At 37.9% G+C, this 18,679-nt stretch carries 16 protein-coding genes; 2 read left to right on the top strand and 14 right to left on the bottom strand.

Annotation, left to right across the window (positions count from 1 at the left end; genetic code table 11):
- Positions 1 to 210: 210 nt before the first annotated feature.
- Positions 211 to 555, bottom strand: coding sequence for a hypothetical protein (locus tag WAO84_RS10895; RefSeq protein WP_340065744.1), 345 nt, complete (start codon positions 553 to 555; stop codon positions 211 to 213).
- Between the two features lie 342 nt (positions 556 to 897).
- On the opposite strand from WAO84_RS10895, the gene WAO84_RS10890 reads away from it, so the two are divergent.
- Positions 898 to 1,161: a hypothetical protein gene (locus WAO84_RS10890; RefSeq protein ID WP_340065742.1), complete on the top strand. Its 264-nt coding sequence runs from the start codon at positions 898 to 900 to the stop codon at positions 1,159 to 1,161.
- Between the two features lie 50 nt (positions 1,162 to 1,211).
- Positions 1,212 to 2,042: an alpha/beta fold hydrolase gene (locus tag WAO84_RS10885; protein WP_340065741.1), complete on the top strand. Its 831-nt coding sequence runs from the start codon at positions 1,212 to 1,214 to the stop codon at positions 2,040 to 2,042.
- 330 nt (positions 2,043 to 2,372) lie between these two features.
- On the opposite strand, the gene WAO84_RS10880 is transcribed toward WAO84_RS10885, so the two are convergent.
- The 13 genes from WAO84_RS10880 to WAO84_RS10820 all read right to left on the bottom strand — a co-directional run bounded on the left by WAO84_RS10880 (position 2,373) and on the right by WAO84_RS10820 (position 18,152).
- Positions 2,373 to 4,550: a TonB-dependent receptor gene (locus WAO84_RS10880; RefSeq protein WP_340065740.1), complete on the bottom strand. Its 2,178-nt coding sequence runs from the start codon at positions 4,548 to 4,550 to the stop codon at positions 2,373 to 2,375.
- 66 nt (positions 4,551 to 4,616) lie between these two features.
- Positions 4,617 to 4,955 (bottom strand): DUF6660 family protein, encoded by a 339-nt coding sequence (locus tag WAO84_RS10875; RefSeq protein ID WP_340065738.1) that lies wholly within the window; start codon positions 4,953 to 4,955, stop codon positions 4,617 to 4,619.
- Between the two features lie 112 nt (positions 4,956 to 5,067).
- The gene (locus tag WAO84_RS10870) at positions 5,068 to 5,316 is read right to left on the bottom strand and encodes a helix-turn-helix domain-containing protein (protein ID WP_340065736.1); all 249 of its coding nucleotides are present in this window, start codon (positions 5,314 to 5,316) and stop codon (positions 5,068 to 5,070) included.
- An 83-nt stretch (positions 5,317 to 5,399) separates the two neighbouring features.
- Positions 5,400 to 6,656, bottom strand: coding sequence for a tetratricopeptide repeat protein (locus tag WAO84_RS10865; protein WP_340065734.1), 1,257 nt, complete (start codon positions 6,654 to 6,656; stop codon positions 5,400 to 5,402).
- 1 nt (position 6,657) lies between these two features.
- Complete coding sequence (locus tag WAO84_RS10860) at positions 6,658 to 7,965, bottom strand: AAA family ATPase (RefSeq protein WP_340065733.1); 1,308 nt, start codon at positions 7,963 to 7,965, stop codon at positions 6,658 to 6,660.
- A gap of 803 nt (positions 7,966 to 8,768) precedes the next feature.
- Positions 8,769 to 10,400 (bottom strand): serine hydrolase domain-containing protein, encoded by a 1,632-nt coding sequence (locus tag WAO84_RS10855; protein WP_340065732.1) that lies wholly within the window; start codon positions 10,398 to 10,400, stop codon positions 8,769 to 8,771.
- A gap of 121 nt (positions 10,401 to 10,521) precedes the next feature.
- Positions 10,522 to 11,571: a helix-turn-helix domain-containing protein gene (locus WAO84_RS10850; RefSeq protein ID WP_340065731.1), complete on the bottom strand. Its 1,050-nt coding sequence runs from the start codon at positions 11,569 to 11,571 to the stop codon at positions 10,522 to 10,524.
- Between the two features lie 261 nt (positions 11,572 to 11,832).
- On the bottom strand, positions 11,833 to 13,530 hold the full coding sequence (locus WAO84_RS10845; RefSeq protein WP_340065729.1) for a serine hydrolase domain-containing protein: 1,698 nt from the start codon (positions 13,528 to 13,530) through the stop codon (positions 11,833 to 11,835).
- A gap of 448 nt (positions 13,531 to 13,978) precedes the next feature.
- A complete protein-coding gene (locus WAO84_RS10840) occupies positions 13,979 to 14,749 on the bottom strand; it encodes a hypothetical protein (protein WP_340065727.1) in 771 nt (256 codons plus the stop codon).
- Between the two features lie 33 nt (positions 14,750 to 14,782).
- Positions 14,783 to 15,727, bottom strand: coding sequence for a hypothetical protein (locus tag WAO84_RS10835; protein WP_340065726.1), 945 nt, complete (start codon positions 15,725 to 15,727; stop codon positions 14,783 to 14,785).
- A gap of 530 nt (positions 15,728 to 16,257) precedes the next feature.
- Positions 16,258 to 17,088, bottom strand: coding sequence for a cyclase family protein (locus WAO84_RS10830; RefSeq protein ID WP_340065724.1), 831 nt, complete (start codon positions 17,086 to 17,088; stop codon positions 16,258 to 16,260).
- A gap of 145 nt (positions 17,089 to 17,233) precedes the next feature.
- Complete coding sequence (locus tag WAO84_RS10825; protein WP_340065722.1) at positions 17,234 to 17,653, bottom strand: hypothetical protein; 420 nt, start codon at positions 17,651 to 17,653, stop codon at positions 17,234 to 17,236.
- A gap of 16 nt (positions 17,654 to 17,669) precedes the next feature.
- Complete coding sequence (locus WAO84_RS10820; protein WP_340065720.1) at positions 17,670 to 18,152, bottom strand: hypothetical protein; 483 nt, start codon at positions 18,150 to 18,152, stop codon at positions 17,670 to 17,672.
- Between the last annotated feature and the right edge of the window lie 527 nt (positions 18,153 to 18,679).

Below are 18,679 nucleotides of genomic sequence, written 5' to 3'. Positions count from 1 at the left end.
CATGGTAGTCCAGTCTCTGAGGTAAAACGCAAAGAAAAAGAAAGTGTCTCAATACTTCTTTAACCTCCCTGAGATCTGAATATTTGAGAACCGTTCTCCGAGGAGTTCGAGAAAAAAAGAAAAGAAGCCGTTTCAATGAGTTTTGAGACGGCTTCTTGTTGCAAACTATGTAAAGCGTTATAATATAAGAATGTTTAACTTAAAACAATACTAGCTCTGAGTAGATGCCGAATAATTTAATTGAGGAGCAACGCCACCCGTTTCACAAGGGCTTTGATTTTGGATCCTCACAATGTTTGGGTTATCCTGTGTCGGGACAATTACTGATTTTGAATTTCCTTTGGATAAGGTATCTGAACTTATCATATCTCCGGTCAAATTATTATAAATTGCATATGTAACACTGTTATAGCTCATATTAGTTAAGGCTATAAACAGGGCAGTGCGAGGATCTGTACCAATAGGTGGAGCAGCACTTTGACAATTAATAACGCCTGAGACGACAGCATGGGAACTTATGCCCAAAAAATCTTTACTTAAAGTTTCTGTACTCATAATTGTAAATAATTAAGTTTATCCTACTCTTTTAGGGTTTTTCGGATACGCCTTTGTAATCAAAACAATGGTAGCTACATATTTAATGATTTTTCAAATTTATGAAAATAAAATCTTATATTTAAAGGTAAAAAAACCTGTATTTATGATCGTATAAATACCTGATTTCATATAAAAAACTGTTGTAATGTAAAGTGTGGTGTCCCTACTTATGCCTAGAAGATCAAAAATTAAAAGCAACCGATCTATTTTTGGGACTTTTTGACAAATGTAATTCCATTATATTATCTGGTCTTACCCTACAGGTATTTACTGAAAAATTTTAGAATAAAACCTTTATTAATGTCGCTGCCTTTATTGAAAAATGGAATACCAAAAACCGGAGCACCAACTATATTTTGGCTTTTAACGGCCAAAATAGCTTTAAAATACCCTAAAAAACAGGGTCTAGCGCTAAAAAATTTTAAAAAAACAATTGGTTTGATCTTCAAAAAGATAAAGAAATCAAGCAACAGCTTATCGGCTAATATATATTTCTTATCAACCGGTACTCAACGAAATTTTGAGATTAATTATACAAAATCAAAAAAGGGCTTTTATCTTTAAAGCATTAAGAAATTCAAAAAAAGTAAGCGTATCACCTTTTTTCAAACCAAATGGAATATATAATAGCTACAGAGTTTGGTCGCGTACAGATTTCTGTTGCAGGTAATGGAAAACCCATACTATTCCTTCACGGAGGCCATTCCAGTTGTAACGAGACTTTATTTCACAAAGGATATGACACCCGTCATTATCAGTTAATAACCCCTTCCCGCCCGGGGTATGGGGGTACACCTTTACAAAACAAAAAAAAGCCCGAAGAAGCCGCGCAACTTATGGCTGCATTGCTCCAAAAACTGGCTATTAAAAACGTGATTGTTATTGGTATTTCTGCTGGCGGATTAACCGCACTGGCACTGGCTGCTTTGTATCCTGAAAAAGTAGAAAAGTTAATTCTCATTTCAGCAGTAACCAAGAGGTGGCTGCTGCCTTTTGATGCTATGTATATAAAAGGAAAAAAACTATTTTCTCCCCGCAGAGAAAAAATGAGTTGGGCCCTGTTTCGTTTTTTCTTTCATCTCTTCCCCGGTATCATGGCACGTATGCTTTTTAAGCAATTGTCAACAAAAAAAAATGCCCGTATTACCCGGGAAGAAATTCTTGAAATTAAAGATATGACTTTCCGGCAACGCTCGGGAGAAGGTTTTGTAACCGATCTGGATCAACAACTGGATGAACACCTTATCAGTCAAATTCAATGCCCCGTACTTATACTCCACAGCAAAAATGACAAATCAGTTTCTCCTGAAATGGCTACTTACGCCCGTCAAAAAATAAAAAACGCCACTTTAAAAATGTATGATAATACCTGGGGGCATTTGCTTTGGGTAGGCGAAGAAAGTAAATACCCTCAGGCAGATGTAAACAGCTTTATACAATCGTAAGCCTCTTTTAAAGAAATTTCTCTTAAAATCATAAAACAACCTGCATTTTGACTTCTTAATTAAAGATCTAACCATTTATTTTTTAAGTATATATACATATGAAAAGTTGTTTTACGTGTTTACTTTTTATACTCTTTTTAGCACCTTGCCTATCTGCACAAATAGCAGCATACCCTTCACACTGTAATACTCCCTAATACTTAAATTCATGTTTATTTTACATATCCAGAGAAAAAGTTTATACAAGGGGTCACGGGGAAATAAGACACATGTAAACGGGGAGCATCTCACATAGCTAATCTGCCACTTTTGCCGGATTTGGTGTACGGGCTACCAGTTTAGTTTAATCCCTCCGTTTACCACAAAACCATCGACGGGTGCATAAATATCCCGAAACTGCGGATCGTTGATATCACCGGTAAAAATTGTATCAAACCCGGTTTGTCGTGTATCCAGGAAGTTCTCAAAATTCACAAAAACCGAAAAATGATCCCCAAATTTCTTCTCGGTCATCAACCCTGTGATCCAGTAAGCCTGGCCGGTACTGCCGTCACTTAGTTGCTGCGGACTAAAATAATAAGCTTCCAGGCCAATCCAGAAGTTCCCGTGTTTTTCATACATCAGTACATTGTTAAGCCGGTGTTCTGCCACTAAGGGAAAAGTGGTTCGCTCCCCATCGTAATGTTCCAGAACACGTGCATGGGTGTATCCTATAAACAATTTAAAATCGCCATAGCTCCATTTCATGTTTACTTCAGCTCCTTTGGTGTCAACAAAACCATCTGGTTGTAAAAAAGCAAAACCATTACCGGTATCGGTCAGCAATAACGGATCACGGATCTGGGTATAAAAAAACAGCACGTTGGCAGAAAGCGTCAGGGCATCGCCGACCGCTGTACGATAATTGATGTCAAAATTCCCTCCAAAAGAGCGTTCGGCTTCACGTTCATCAGGGTCTATAGGCAGTATATTGCGAAACTGCAGGCGCTCTGCCTCTTCAGAAAAAGTAGTAGGGGTTTTATAGCCCAGTCCGCCGCCTAAACGAAACGTAACCGCATCGGTAGCTTTGTATAGTAATGAAAAACGAGGCAATGCAAAAACACCGTATTCATTTTGGTAATCCAGTCGAAAACCGGTTTCCAGTGTCCATTTAGGCTGTACATTCCAGGTATTTTGAACAAAAGCACCTATCGTATTTTCAGAAAAGCCCAGATCCTGGCCTGTGGTGCCCACATCCTGTGTAAACTGGTCGGTCCACAGGTTGAGTCCTGCGATCCATTCCATTTTTTGGGTAGTGCGGTTTATGTTAAGCTCTGTAAAGGAAGAAAGCTGATTTCCGGAGAAATTAAAATCGGGGATCTCTATGGCGCGTTCAAAGAGGTTAAAACTGTTTTTAAACTGTAGGGTAGTCGTACTGTCTATTTGGTGTGTAAACTGTAGTTGGGTAGATATTCTATCGGTATTGTTTCTTTCAAAATAGGCATTCTCAACTGTTTCACCCTTTACAAAATCAATATTACCTCCCAGGCGTTTTTCGGTTACCATATTCACCCCGGCATTTAAGGTGGTTTTTTCACTTAAATAGAGAAAAAGGCGCGGATTAAGGGTAAACCGGTCAAATTCGGGAATGGCCGTAAGCCCTATATCTGCGGGATCATAGGCCGTACCCCGGTTGTATGATCCAAATACGGTGAGCCCTACTTTTTCATTGAATTTTTCGGAGTAAAAAATGCTGTTATCCAGCCCCAGGGCAGACGTACCGTTGAGCATAATGGCCAGCTCGGGCGATTCTTCGGGCGTTTTCGTGATAAGGTTTACCAAGCCCGCTATCGCTCCCCCTCCGTATAAGGTAGATGAAGCTCCTTTAATCACCTCTACCTGCTTCAGGTCTAAAGGTGCAATTTGCATAAGGCTCAAACCACCGGAAAAGCCCGAATATAGTGGTAACCCGTCTCTTAGTAACTGGGTATATTTACCATCCAGTCCCTGTATCCTGATACTTGAATTATAACTGGTAGCTGAGGTTTGCTGGGTCTGGATACCGGTACTTTCATTGAGTAGCATCCGTATGTCACCCGGTTTCATATTTCCCTTTTCGGCCAGTTCCTCCCCGGCAATAAACTCTACTCTGGTGGGAATATCTTCTATGGTACGGGTACTACGGGTAGAACGTATGATCACCTCGTCCATTTCTTCATGCGAATGATGCAGCTCAATACTTTGTCCCTGTTGCTGTGCAGAAAGCGGAAAACTTCTTTTAAGCCGCAGGGTCTCATAGCCTATATAGCTAAAAACAAGGGTATAGTTGCCGTTTGGTATGTTCTCAAGAGTTATGTTCCCGTTTACATCAGTAACCCCTCCCAGTGAAAGCGAAGCTATATACACACTTACACCCGCCAGGGGTTCATCAGACTCATGATCGGTTACGGTAGCTTTAAAGGTGTTTTGTGCCCATGCCAGGTATGATAACAGGAACGCACATCCTGTTAGTATGAATTTAATTTTCATCAATAGGTATTTAAGTTATTTTACAAATACAAGTTCACTGCCTGAGGAGGCAGTTAGGTGGCTATACTAAGCAGAAAGTACCGGTATGGGAGGTTTTAGAATAGGCCGTAAGTGCCCGACTGATTTTGGAAGGTGATAATATAGAGGAGTGGCTTCTTTAAAAATGTAAACTATGGCACCTGCGGTAACACTACCTGTATGTGAAACAAAACCGGTACAACTGTTACAGTTATAAAAAGGAGAACAGGGCGCATCTGTACAACACCCCTTTTCTTCATCGGGGTGGTCGTCACAACCAGTGTCGTGCATTTCATGTTTTACCGGGTCGTTCCCTTCAAAACACGGTACCAGTGACAGGCACAGTACCCAAAAAGATAATAAAACGGCTACATATTTCACGGGCATAAAGATACTGCATATTTTGTAAAAAAGAGATATTGGCTAAAGTACAGAGCCTGTAGTTACAAACCAGGTATATGCACCGGCTTCCAGAGTATGCTAAAATACTTTTCTTGCTTTAAAAATGGCAAGTTATTCTTTGGTTTCCCAAGTCACAAATATGGGATAAGGGTACTTCCAGGGCCTCGCTTATTCTAAACAAGGTGTGAATGGTGGTATTGGTTCTCCCCTGCTCTATTCTGGAAATATTGGTGGTGTCAATTCGTGCTTTAATTTTACCAACCAGATCTACCTGTGTTAACCCCTTTTCCAACTGAATTCTTTTTATGTTTTGTCCTATAATTTTTAAAACTTTTGATTTTTTCATGGTTGTGAGTAGTCAAGTTGGGGTCAGTAATATTATGTAAGGCTCTATTATTCCCAGATGTTATGGGTAGCGGCTTTTGTTCGTTATGGGTTGTCTTCTTTTATCAGCATATAGTTCGCAATCCATTGAAATGCTACAAATCCAAAAATAAATACAACTGCCATTGAGTTAAATATTTTACCGGTTATAAAAGTCAATCCTATGGCAATAAGACCTGCAACCGCCAGGGCAATAGTGTAAATTAAGAGTGCATATTTATTTTTTGAAGGAGAAAACATAGTGCTGAGCGGTAGCATCATTGCAAATCCGAACACAGCAATAGTCAGGAACCTCTCGTCTGATAAAACAAAGTATGCTAGCAATCCTGCTGTAAATACTGCTAAACTAGCAGCAACAAAGCTGGAACTCATTTTTTCGTTTTTGTTAAGTAACAACTGTCCGTATTGGCTAAATCTCAGGAATAAGTTACTAATTGGGCCAATTACCCAGGTTGAAAAGGCAATTAAAGCAAGGGCAATAATTAAAGGTGTTAAATAGGGCTTCAATGCTTCGTTATTGCTGGCTACTGTTTTTATTGCTCTAAAACCAAGATAAAAACCAATGATGACCCCCCATTGATATTTGGCAGTAAGATTGCTCATCCAAAATGAATACTTCAAAAATACCCGATACACAGGATTTGCTGCTTTTAAGGCTTCAAGCATCCCTGATTGTGCATACTCAAAAGTGGGGTCGTTTGATAGTGATTCTTTAAAATGTTCCAATGCTTTTTTATGGTCTCCTTTTTCCAATAGGCCCCATCCATAATTTGAATGAGTGTATGCATTATTTGGGTCTTCTCTTAATGCACCTTCAATAGTTTCAAAGGATTCTGCACTTCTGTTTAACTTGTTTAAGGCTATACTTCTTATATTTAAGGCCAACAGGTTTTCAGCATCTATTTCTAAAGCTTTATCTGCAATTTCAAGTGCTTCATTAAACTTCTTTTGCCCTAACCTGATATTTGCTAACAATGCAAAATGATCTGCATCATAAGGGTCTAAGGCAATTGCCTGATTTATGTTTTTCTCAGCTTCTTTTAAAAGGTCCTGTTGAATGGCAATACGGGACTTGGTATAAAACAAATGTGAGACATCGGGTGATAATCCAATGGCATTATCAATTAAGGTTGTAGCATTCTCAAGTTTGTCTTGTTGAAAATTTACTTCGGCAAGTAATGACAGAAAGTTAATGTTGTTTGGATCCTCTTTTAATAAATCTAGAAGAATTCTTTCGGCTTCCCGAAATTTCTTTTGTTGAATGAGAATTTCTACTTTCGAAAGTATGCTATTTTCTATCATATTACTTGTTACTTTTCAAATAGGTTAGAATGTCATCATAAAGTCCTGAATCATTGGCAAACATGGCAAAGTTTTTGGCTGTTGAAAACCACTCCTGGGTACTTGGTTTATGCTTCTTTAAAGCAATCATTAAATCACTTGTTTCCAGTGGCTTGGGAACTCCATCACTAAATGAGGATTCAAGTTTTTGCTCAATAGCAATATCAATGATTGCGTCAATATCTGCACCTGAATAATGTCTGGTTTTCCTGGCTATGGCTTGCAGATCAATATTTCCTGTGGGTTTGTTATTGAGTTTTAAACTTAAAATAGACTCTCTCGTGATCCTGTCAGGTGGAGAAACAAACACTATCCTGTCAAACCTTCCCGGGCGTCTGAATGCGGGGTCTAAATTCCAGGGGGTGTTTGTTGCCCCAATTATTAAAACACCATCGTTTGCACTATCTATTCCGTCAAGTTCTTGTAAAAACTGATTTATCAGATGTCTGCCGCTTGATTGTTTCATATCGCTTCTGCTAGCTCCTAAGGCATCTATTTCATCAATGAACAATACGCATGGTGTATGGTCACGTGCTAAATCAAAAATTTCATGTAAATTTTTTTCGCTGTTACCAATCCACATATCCAAAATGTCGTTGAGACTAACATTTATAAATTTAGCATTTATTTCACCGGCTGTCGCTTTGGCAATGAAGGTTTTACCACAGCCTGGTGGGCCATAAAGTAAAATCCCTCCTCCTGCTTTTTTACCATAGGCCCGGTAGAGTTCTGGGTGAAGAAGAGGCTTAATAATTTTTAACTCAATCTCTTTTTTTACTTCTTCCATACCACCCACGTCATTAAAATTAATGTTAGGTTTTTGCAAAAAACGATGGTCTGGTTCTTTTTCGTTGTTTGCTATCTCATTATTATTTCTTTGTCGCAATTGATGGTCAAGTTCTTCATCAAAGTAATTAGGATCGATAGCCAATACCTGTTTATAGGCTTCAATGGCTTTACCTATTGAATTTTCTTTTAAAAGGCCTTTTGCATAAAGTGTAAAAACCCCTATATCATTCGTCCCGTCATCAATTACCTCTTCTAAAATCACGTTACAGGCTGAAAAGTTATTCTTTTTAAAAAACACAGTGGCTAACCCTACTTTTGCCTTGCTGTCATTGGCAGATTTAAGAACTGTTGAATACTCTGACTCAGCCTCTTCAAGTTTATTAAGTGCCAGCAAATTATCAGCCAATAAAAGTCGTAAAGGGACATTATCAGGTGAATGTTTTAAAGCCTCACGTAAACTATTAATTGTATTATCATTCATATTTATAATATTACCTTACGGTGCTAAAATTACTGTTTTTCGAATGTTCCGCTATTCTATTTTTAAATAAGACTGCATGATTTTTAAAACTTTTGATTATTTATGGCTATCATCTTTAAGACTAAATGATCTCTATTATTGGTTATAACTTTTATGAATTAGGGCTTTTTTTCCTCGGCTCAACGGCCCATAAATATATCAATGTAGTAATAGGTTGTAAACAGAGTATCATCAATAAAGTCCATGTCCACTTGGTATTTGTTGATTCTGACCTGTTTTTCCATAATGATACCAATATGTAAACAAGTCCCATTAAATACAAAGTTTGGATTATAAGTGATGCTTTAAATATGATATCATATTCCTGCGCGTTTAGGTCGGCAAAGAAGTTGTATAGAACTACGAAGAGAATTAAAAATGAAGGTATGCTAAGGAGAATTTTCAGATTTTTATTCATATTAGTTTGATATTCTATACATAGAAAGCTTATAACTATTGCCTTTTACACTTGTATCTTAAAGCATTTATTCATGACTGTACCGTTCTACAATTTAAACTTATAAAAAAATACAGGGAGTACGTAACATTTTTGTTGAAATACCTGTTTTATGGAGCAAGATAAAAAACACGTTGTAAAATGTTTGCATAAATCTGTAAGTGTTTTTAGTAAAAGACACAATGGGTTATACAAAATGTACCTCTATTACTCCAATAAAGCCGCTACAAGGCCTTCCTGGAAGGATCTTATAATAAAAACTGAGTTGAAAAAAAGGTGATATTTTGACTTTAATTTTTACAGACAATTATTTTGTTTTACAAAACATTATATTATGAATATTTTGTCTTGATAGTTTACACCCTTTTACATTTCCATCCTTATCAAAATAGAAATCTATTTCTCCAAAGGCACTGTTCTGCGTGTAAAAAACAGTTCCCGAATACATGGTCAATTCCACATTATTAAAGACAGGGTGCTTCACAATCAGTTGACCGTTCATCAGTACCAGTTCAAACGAACTCTCATGTTGAGCATTTTTATAAGTACCTACGTACCTGCTCAGGTCAATATCCGGGTTTTTCAACACGGGTGGTATAACACGCCTGGCAGTATAGGTGAAATCTACAAATCGCAAATCAAAACTGTCCCGGTGAAATGTCAGTTTTGAAAAAGGCCATATAAAACTAAACGTATGCCTGCTTTTTTGTGGAAGGAATGTTTTTTCCTGTGTACGATAGGTACCAAAGTACAGAGAATCTTTCTCGGCCCAGACAGAAAGATAGAGACTGGAGTTCAATTTATATGTACCTTCGTAAGCGGTAAGATCAGCCGTTTTCAAAAACGGTTGTTCTTTTTCCATAAACGAATGCAACAATATCTCGAGTGAACTGTATATAATATCGTACCCGGCAATACCTCCGGTATTGGATAGAAAAACAAATGATAGTTTGTGTTTGGGCACATGTAATATATAGGAACGATAACTTTCGGTCCCGCCCCCGTGAAAAACTATATCAATACCTTTGTAGTTCTCAAACTGGATACCCATACCGTATTCTATGACTTTTCCTGAGGTTAACATGGTGGGTTCCTGCATCTTCTTTAAATGTCTCTTATAAGGATGATCGGTTTTTATAAAGTTTTGACACCATTTTATCAGATCATCCAGACTCGCATACACTCCCGAAGAACCCATTGTACTAAGCTTTACGGGATTGTTTGCATAACCCTCTCCTACAGGAACGTATGAATAGGCTTTATTTTGAATAACCTCAGTATAGTCTCCTACCGACTCACTATCGTTCATACCCAGTTTATCAAAGATCTTTTGCTGTAACTGTTCGTTATAAGGCTTTTTCCCTACACGTTCTATAATTTGTGAAAGCAGCACATAGCCGGTGTTACTATATTGATACGCACCCCCCGGGATAAAATTAAATTGCCTGATGTTAAACAGCATATTCAGCACCTCATTGTGCGTCATTCTGTTAATTCCTTTTATTTGGGCCAGTTCATCTACATTGGGCAACCCGTGGGTGTGGTTGGTTAACTGTTTAATGGTAATTTTATGGGGTAGATCCTTTAATTCCGGAAGATACATTCTAATATCGTCCTGAAGCGATAATTTACCTTCTTCTTCTAAAATCAGGGCCAATAAGGCAGTGAACTGTTTAGAATTGGAAGCGATATTAAAAACCGTTTTACCCGATGCCGGTACCCGGTGTTCTATATTGGCCAGCCCTGTAGTTTTCCTGAATATCACATCGCCGTTTTTAATTACGGCAAAAGCACCTGCGGCTATGTTGTCATTATAATGGGAAGTAAAAACAGAATCTACTTTTACCAACATCTTATTGGTAAGAGATTGTGTATAGACGTAAACGCATTGTGTAATGAGAAATAAAGCTGTCAAAATGTTTTTAATACTACTTTTCATCTGAATTGAATTTTTGTTTCAGGGCAAATTAAAAGTACCGTACGGGATAAAACGTTTGAGAAAAGAAAGTCGAACCTTTTTAGGGCTCAAAAATAGGTTTGAATAAAAGTCGAACCTGTATTTAACTATTTAACATTCTGTATTTTGAAGGTGTGGTAGCGGTATATTTTTTAAATGCTGTATTGAAGGACGACTTTGAGTTAAAGCCTACCTCATACATAATTTGCTGTATGTTGAGCTCCTTATTCTGCAACAGTATTTGGGCCTGTTGTATTCGGTAAGAATTAATGAAATCAAAAAAATGTTTCCCTATTATTTTATTGATGAGAAACGAAAGATGCTTTTCCGGAATTTCGGTTTTTTCAGCTAATTTCTGCAGGGTCAGATCTTCTTCTAAATAGGGTTTCTCATTAATCATGAAATTACGCAGGCTATCTACTTCTTCTTTGTATTTTACCTTTATTTCCTCCGAATCTTTTTCCGGAGGCCGGATGTGTTGGTCAACACCGGTAAATAAACCGGGGGTTCGCATGGTTTTGATAACAAACCAGCAAATAACCACTAATCCAAATAGAGAAATCCCTAAATTAAGCAACGGGAACCCCTTATAATCATACAGCTTCTCGAAAATAGTTCTGATAAGTACAAATGTGTTGCCAATAAGAAACAGAACTGAGGTGGTCATTAACCACATGTACATTTCACTCTGAAACGAATAGTTTTCAAGGTGCAGTTGTTTGTACTTTCTTAGTTCATAAAAAACACCAAAGATGTACACATAATACTGCACCTGCGAAATTATTTTATACCAAACGTAGCTTTGTCCGGACAGGTTGGTGATAAAAAATAAGATCAGAAAGCAAAAAAACGGAATGGCATGTAGTATTTGTTTTGCATCAAACCTGAAATTGTGATAGCATACAGCTTTTACATAAAAGTAAAATAAAGGCATTTGCAGTAAAACCGATGCTACTCTCAGGTAATTCAACGAAACATTGTTTCTGTATATCTCTCCCAAAAACAAAGCCGAAATATCAAGAGACGTAACTATGAGAAACCCTGCAAAATAAATGTTGGGGCGCTTATTCTTTGCCCGGGCCGTAAGTAAAAAAACAGAAAGGAGTATTAGTAAAAATACGGTAATAAGGCCTATATCATTCATTATATTCATTAGGTAAGCTTATCTAAAAGAATGCTGCGTTTTTATATTTTTAAGATATCAATTTCACATTAAAACTAACCTTTGAGCTAATAAAACATTCTGGTAGTTTATAAAATTTCCAGGGAAATATACCCCTTTTAGTCAGGATAGAAAAGCTCATGAGAATACAAATACGAATTTACTTAACAGTTTTAGTGAATTAACCTATAGGGGAGATTCTTTTGTGTCGTATCCCTGTGAAATTCATATAGGGTGGGTAAGAATATAAACTTATTGATTAGTTATTTGCTGGTCTATGTCGAGTTTTCTGAAAAGCTGATTTTTTGCTCTCGACTGTGAAACGAGAAGGCCGGTTATCCGTCCGTAGGTATCCCTTTGAAATTCTACATTTTTCGCAAAGAAACGGGTACTAAAAAAATCATCCTGCCATGCCGGCTCAAGCCTAATTTCTCCATTGTGTAAACTCCATAAATACAATTGCCCGTCTTTGATCTGTACTTTATACAGGGTATGGAGCTCTGCACTAAAATAATCGCCCGTGTAATCCTCAGCGTTTTTTAGCGTGTACACGATATGGTCGCTCACTTTCGGACAAACCATATCGTTATATACCAGATGAGTAACTTTATTACTTTCATTTTTGTAGAAACGCATCGTTCGGTTACCATACGCCTTTATAGAGAATACCGTATCTGACAATGAGGTCATAGGGAATTTCTTTTCATTGGTGGCCCGAGTCCATAATGTGCCGTCTTCTTTTGTTAAATGTACATACCAGCCTTTACCCAGTTTATAAGTTCCGGTATATTCATTTAATACACTTTGGCGTAGATCAACGGCTTTCCTTTTTTCTGCCTGGTCTTTTTTATTTTCAGTATTTGATTCGGGAACATAGAAAGATACAATGTTGCGGGCTATACGATAGGCATTCTTGCTATTATTATTAAGAACTACAACCGACAGATCGTATTCCGGCAGCATCACAAGGTAGGTCCTGAAGGAGGCCCAGGAGCCGGAATGAGCGATCCATGCAGTACCATGAAATTTGGAAACATCAATGCCATAGGCATAAGTATTTTTTTTTCCGTTGGTTAAAGTATCTGTTTGTAACATACGTTCTACCACTGGTTTTAACGTATCTGGCGGGTGCATGATATGGGTAACCCATTTGGAGAGATCATCGGTAGTGGCGTATAGGGAGCTGGAGCCCAACGCCGTTAAGTTATTGGGTGCACTGCGATACGGCACGTTTTCGGTTTGAAAATACCCCATTGCTCTGTTGGGTATAACTTCTCTGTGATTATCCAGAAAAAACGTATTTGGCATTTTGAGAGGTCGAAAAATATGTTGATTGGTCCAGGTTCGAAACGATACTCCGGTAACCCGCTGTACCAGTTCTGCCAGAATATTGTAGCCGGTATTGGAATAGTTGTACTCAGAACCGGGTTCAAAATTCAATGTTTTTTGCCGGTAGGCCATTCGTAGAATATGCTCAAAAGAGATCACATCTTCAAAAGACCTGCCGGCTAAACTTAAAGTACTGGTCCAATCGCGCAAACCACTGGTATGATGTAATAAATGTTTAATAGTAATGGTATGCTCAAACTCCGGAAATTCTGGAATATACTTTCGAATATCGTCATTTTCAGAAATTTTACCCTGCTCCACAAGTAAAGAAATGGCATATCCGGCAAATTGTTTTGAAAGGGAAGCGAGATCAAATACGGTTTTTGATGTAATAGGGATACCGTATTCCAGATTGGCCAGTCCGTACCCTATATTAAGAATGATTTCTTTGTTTTTTACCACCAGTACCGCAGAACCCGGAGCATTTTTTGCCATCCCCCCAAACATGGAATCTACTTTTTGTTGCAGGTCTGTTGATGTTATCTGGGCATTCACACCAATACCGATACATAAAAACAACATCCATATTACAGAAAAAATAGACGTATATAACTTTTTCATAATTGCTGGTTTGGTGTAAAGACCTCAAAAAAAGTAAATTGTTACACTGTTCTTAGTAGTAAGATACTGTTTTTACAAATTACCAGGAGCTTACTTACATGGGTTATTCTCCTTTTAATTAGAAGGCTTAAAAATGCCGCATACATACCATGATTGCCTTTTACCTCTTTTTATATTTGCGCATGCTCGTAATTCTCCCAAGCCCACACAATGAAATTCTTAAAAATATGTAGCCATTTCTCTTTTTGTGTTTCCACATTTTTAAAACCCCGGTCACAATTCACATATACATCAAAGAAAAGGGGTTCCAGCCAGGTCTTATAAACTCGAAAACCTGCTCACTAGCAGACCAAAAATATCAGGCCGAAAATTCACAGCATCCTGAGTTTGTTAAAGGGTGAATTTTCGGCCTGAATAAAACAATAATTAAAATGGTGATTAACGAAAATTAAGGCCTAAGTATATGATCAAAATCCTCTGCATGTGACTTATCGTGCTGCACTACTTTTCTTTCATGTCCGCCAAAACCATCTTCAATACATCGTATCACTACCACATTACAGCCCAGCCTGGTACATCCAACTTTAACCCGCTCACATCCCATGGTGATATCGTTGTTCTGGTAGGCCCAGACGGTATCAATTAAGCTCCCCTCTTCTATTTCGCTGGATTTCTTATAGGTAATAATATTGGCTCTTCTGGCTACATCGGTAGTTTCAATCAGTTCATAATTCAACTCTAAATCGGGTTTTCCTTTTTCAAAAAACTGCCTTTGTAGCACATACAATCCCAGTAAATGATCAACCCCTAACCGGGTTACTTCATTTTTAAAATCTTTAATAAAAGACTGGTTTGTTAAAATACGATGCGAATCATTTTTCATAGAGGGGTCTGATGAATACTCTAAAGGTATTAAGGTATCGGTAAGAGCCCAACTGTTGGGATAAAATCCTTTCCCTACATCTGAGAGTTTGGTAGCCTTTGTGGTTAAGCAATTCTCATTACGGTTTACTTCTTCCCGTTCAAGCATGATTTCATCTTTAGTGATCTGGTTGTGATTGTGTAACAGGCGTAACCCTACCACTTCCTGCAAATCGTGCTTTGCGATTACTTCTAATAACGGATCGAGAATAGTATCTCTACCCATTTTAGTTAACTCTTCATCTGCCTCAATAACATCTGGCAGAGCGTTGTAGTTTTCTGAATATACATTTTTCATAATTGGTTATTTAAATTTCATTAATGGTTTTTATTAGACATTTGAAAAAGGAGTGGTACTTTCCACCACTTTAAGATCTGAAGCTTTTGGAACAATAGAATCTTCTCTGTTAATTAAAGATTGCTCAAACGTTTTCAAAACCTCATCAGATACCAGTAAACTTCTATAATCATTTGATAATATCCCTAATTCCGACCTGATATTTGCAAGTCTGTTTTTCTTTTTTGATAATTCGTTGTTCCAGGCGGTGTCGGGAACCTGTTCTCTCCAGGAATGATCTATGGTTCCGTTACAGGCCGAGCAGGGCATAGATACGGTTCTGGTAACGGTCCTTGTTCTTGTGCTTTCAGGGGTCCAAACCAGCCACGGTTCATCATCTAGTACACTGCCGCTACGAATGTAGCTTTCATTAATGATGGCTTCTGCCTCGCGTGCCAGTGATGTAATGGCGTTTCCTACTATTTTATGCGATCGCTCAACTGCCACTTTTTTGTCTCGTATACCAGACAACACTGCATTAAATAATTTACCATCGGTGGTAGCCAATAAATATTCACCATACCTTGGAAGCTGATTGATTACCCAGGTCTTTTGCTCTTTGTCAATAAGGATATTCCAGGATTGTAATAAGTCTGTAAGCTCATCATGCGAAATAGCGTTTGGCCTGGTATGAAGACTCAGATACACCTGTATAGACGACTCTATACGTGTTCTTGAGATATATAGCGTTTGTTCGTCAATCAGATCTGAAACAATATCCGGAAGCCGTTCTACAAGCTCAAATGTATTTCTTGCTATTTCCAGTATTTCTTCCAGTTGTTTTGAAATTTCTACAAGCTGTTTCTTTATTTCTTCAAATTTTTTCTTATCCGAGAATATCCCCGGGGCAATACTTTCGAGTATTTTATAACCTACTTTTGAGATTACTCCCTTTGCCATTTTTTTGGCGATTACTGATGCTGTTACTGGTTCTGGCATAATTTTGTTTTTAAAGTTTTACTTAATGTATTTGCGAGAATGTACAAACCCTACTAATGATTTTGCTACAACCATATTGGTTAGATCGTAAGATTTGCTAACTTCTTTTTATAACTGACTACGCATATAAAAACCTGATTATCAAAATAAATTCTTCGTTTTTATACCCTGAAATTCAGATGAGTCAAGTTAAATTTTCCAGTTCTCGCAATCAATACCCAACAAGGGGTATAAATTAAGTACCGGCTTAGAAACAAAGCATACTTTATATTTTCTATTTATTTTAATTATGTATGTAGAGGAGGGGGAAGAATGCTATTTAAACCTACAAAAAAATACAGGTATTATCTAAAATTTCTGTTGAAATACACATTTTTTCGTGCAAGAGAAAACAATTTACGGAAATCCGTAAACACCTTATATACAGGCACAAAGAAATGCTGGTTCTTTAGCATGCCATAATAAATGTATACAAAAACAGTTCTTTGCAAAGTTTTTATGGGCTACCAGTTCTACAGAGGCACGCAGCGTTAACGATGAACAATGGCCACAATACGAAGTGGTGCCCCACTTCCGTTTTTAATTTTCATGGGCAGGGCTACTACTTCAAAACCGTTATCGGGTAATTTATTAAGGTTGGTAAGGTTTTCAAAAGCAGGAATATCTTCAGAAAGCAAAATAACATGGCTTTCAAAATATTCTGACTGCCCGTAATCAATACTCGGGGTATCAATACCAATAGCATTGATAGTACGTTCTTCAACAAGCCATTTGGCAGCTTCTTCGGAGAGCCCGGGAAAATGCAATTTTTTAACCGCGTCTTCTCCGCGTTCATCAGTACCCATGTATTTAATTTTATCAGGATAATACTGCGAAAATCCGGTTTCCAATAAAACAATACTTCCATCAGGGATTTTAGTATTTTCCCGGTTTTCCCATGCGGTAAGGTCATCTATTTGTATCTGGTAATCAGGGTTGGAAAGAGCTCTTTCGGAAACATCAATTTTAATAGCCTGTCCTATCAGTCTTTTAAGAGGGATCTCATCAACAGACTGACCATTCTCAGCAAAATGAATAGGTGCGTCTATATGGGTACCTCCATGTTCTGCAGTGCTAAAATTATTGGCACAATAGTAAAACCCTTTATCAGTTTGTCCCTTAAAAACCGTATCCAGTTTAAATTCTTCTGAGGTAACCCAATATACGGTCTCGTGTGAATAGGAATGAGAAAGATCTACCAGTTCCCTTTTGGGTACACCTGTTTCAACTGCACTTTCGATATCCTGTACAGTTTTTTGTTGGTTTACGCATGCCACTCCTGAAAAAAGAAAGGGTAGCACATAAAAAAATATCCTTTTCATCTGTCTGTATTTTAGGTTCCCGATGTTAGATTGTACGCAACGGTACTTTATAAAATGACTCTAAAAAAACCCCGTTTGAATTTTAACACCGTAACGTACCACCTATAAAGCTACTGATTTTTTCCGTAGTACTACCCGTTATAATTTATTGCATTCTTAAACTTTTTAGAGCCAGTACGGTTGTTCCTGTTCCGGAGAGAATAATACACTTAACCCGGTCATCTATTCGCGGGGGCGGATTGGGCGTAATCACTGCGCGGTGGGTAGAAAAATGTACCGGAAAAAGCATGTATAAAATGGTACCGGTTTCCAATTGCCCGCTGGTTCCAAAAAAGCTGACCCGTATTTGATCATCGCCCACATATTCTCTTTTATACACATCAAAATACTGTTTTGTTCTGGGTGTGTTCATCCCCACGTGTTCAAAATACAGGTGGGCCAGATCTTCTTTATACATGGGGTATTCTTCTAAAAACTTTTTCAGGTGATCATCAGAAATATTGTTTTGCGCAAAACCACTCAGAAACCCGAGTGCCATAAGAAAAAGAGTAAGGTAGTTTTTCATTGGTATATTATATTATTTATTCTTTAGAAACGTATAAGTTTATGCACCCCGAATTATCACCCAGCCCGCCTTCCTGCCAGTCATTAACCATCCAGTGTATTTGGGCTCCATTTCTTCCGGCATCATAGGAAAAACTTTTTGGAGCCAGTGTCCACTCCAAAGGTGCCCCGCTTTTAAAATTACAACACATGGTATGATAGCTGTATTGCCCATTTACTCTAACTCTAAAAATAACAGCCATGGCATTTTTATCTGGAAACGGATGTCTGCTATCGTAATGTTTCACACCTGTGGAAGGATAATAACTTCTATTCGATTTCCAGTTCTGATTGGCCTGTATCTTTACAGACTCATACGCATCGAGTGTCGTAACATAGTTCCATCCTTCATTGTTGGCGCAGGCTTCCACAATAAAATCATAAGGATCAATTTGAGGAAGTTGGGAATAGACAGAGGGTACCAGTATAACCGTTACCCATAAAACAAGAAATGCTTTCATGCTATAAACAGATTTGTGATCAAAGGTAACGGACCAATATTTGCCTTACCATACCCAATAACGGGTATAATGACCTGAGTGATGGTTTTGTTTATAACAGTAAGCCCGAGAAAGGAGATGCAGTTTAAATTATATTCCCATGATGAATTATTGCTTTAGTAGTAGTAATCAAAGTATAAAAAGTCTTTATGTATTACTTATTTTTTAAAGGCGGGTTAGTGTCGCCTTTGTCTTCGACAGGCTCAGACACCGGCTGCCCCTTGGTGGTTTCGACAGGCTCAACCACCTTTCTGGGAAACTGAGTATAATTTTTTTGACAATTCCGGTAATTGCCCACAAAAACCCTTAATTAACGCCTCCTTTATCCTGCGACTCCGGCCCTGTACCTGCTTTTCCCTGTAAAAGCCTCATCAATGCGTTGAAATTCTTCAAAGTACACTAAACTGACAGGTAATCGTTTTTTGGTATAGTTTGCCCCTTCCCCCGCCTGGTGCTGTGCTACTCTTAAGGCAAGATGGTAGTACTAC

Origin of the sequence: Ascidiimonas aurantiaca (assembly GCF_037646345.1) — a bacterium.
GTDB lineage: Bacteria > Bacteroidota > Bacteroidia > Flavobacteriales > Flavobacteriaceae > Ascidiimonas > Ascidiimonas aurantiaca.
Note: the sequence above shows the minus strand (reverse complement) of the source record. Positions and strands in the feature narration are given on the sequence as shown.

Excerpts from the sequence above, each read along its gene's own strand:
- WAO84_RS10895 (WP_340065744.1), bottom strand. The coding sequence starts at position 555 with ATGAGTACAGAAACTTTAAGTAAAGATTTTTTGGGCATAAGTTCCCAT.
- WAO84_RS10890 (WP_340065742.1), top strand. The coding sequence starts at position 898 with ATGTCGCTGCCTTTATTGAAAAATGGAATACCAAAAACCGGAGCACCA.
- WAO84_RS10885 (WP_340065741.1), top strand. The coding sequence starts at position 1,212 with ATGGAATATATAATAGCTACAGAGTTTGGTCGCGTACAGATTTCTGTT.
- WAO84_RS10880 (WP_340065740.1), bottom strand. The coding sequence starts at position 4,550 with ATGAAAATTAAATTCATACTAACAGGATGTGCGTTCCTGTTATCATAC.
- WAO84_RS10875 (WP_340065738.1), bottom strand. The coding sequence starts at position 4,955 with ATGCCCGTGAAATATGTAGCCGTTTTATTATCTTTTTGGGTACTGTGC.
- WAO84_RS10870 (WP_340065736.1), bottom strand. The coding sequence starts at position 5,316 with ATGAAAAAATCAAAAGTTTTAAAAATTATAGGACAAAACATAAAAAGA.
- WAO84_RS10865 (WP_340065734.1), bottom strand. The coding sequence starts at position 6,656 with ATGATAGAAAATAGCATACTTTCGAAAGTAGAAATTCTCATTCAACAA.
- WAO84_RS10860 (WP_340065733.1), bottom strand. The coding sequence starts at position 7,965 with ATGAATGATAATACAATTAATAGTTTACGTGAGGCTTTAAAACATTCA.
- WAO84_RS10855 (WP_340065732.1), bottom strand. The coding sequence starts at position 10,400 with ATGAAAAGTAGTATTAAAAACATTTTGACAGCTTTATTTCTCATTACA.
- WAO84_RS10850 (WP_340065731.1), bottom strand. The coding sequence starts at position 11,571 with ATGAATATAATGAATGATATAGGCCTTATTACCGTATTTTTACTAATA.
- WAO84_RS10845 (WP_340065729.1), bottom strand. The coding sequence starts at position 13,530 with ATGAAAAAGTTATATACGTCTATTTTTTCTGTAATATGGATGTTGTTT.
- WAO84_RS10840 (WP_340065727.1), bottom strand. The coding sequence starts at position 14,749 with ATGAAAAATGTATATTCAGAAAACTACAACGCTCTGCCAGATGTTATT.
- WAO84_RS10835 (WP_340065726.1), bottom strand. The coding sequence starts at position 15,727 with ATGCCAGAACCAGTAACAGCATCAGTAATCGCCAAAAAAATGGCAAAG.
- WAO84_RS10830 (WP_340065724.1), bottom strand. The coding sequence starts at position 17,088 with ATGAAAAGGATATTTTTTTATGTGCTACCCTTTCTTTTTTCAGGAGTG.
- WAO84_RS10825 (WP_340065722.1), bottom strand. The coding sequence starts at position 17,653 with ATGAAAAACTACCTTACTCTTTTTCTTATGGCACTCGGGTTTCTGAGT.
- WAO84_RS10820 (WP_340065720.1), bottom strand. The coding sequence starts at position 18,152 with ATGAAAGCATTTCTTGTTTTATGGGTAACGGTTATACTGGTACCCTCT.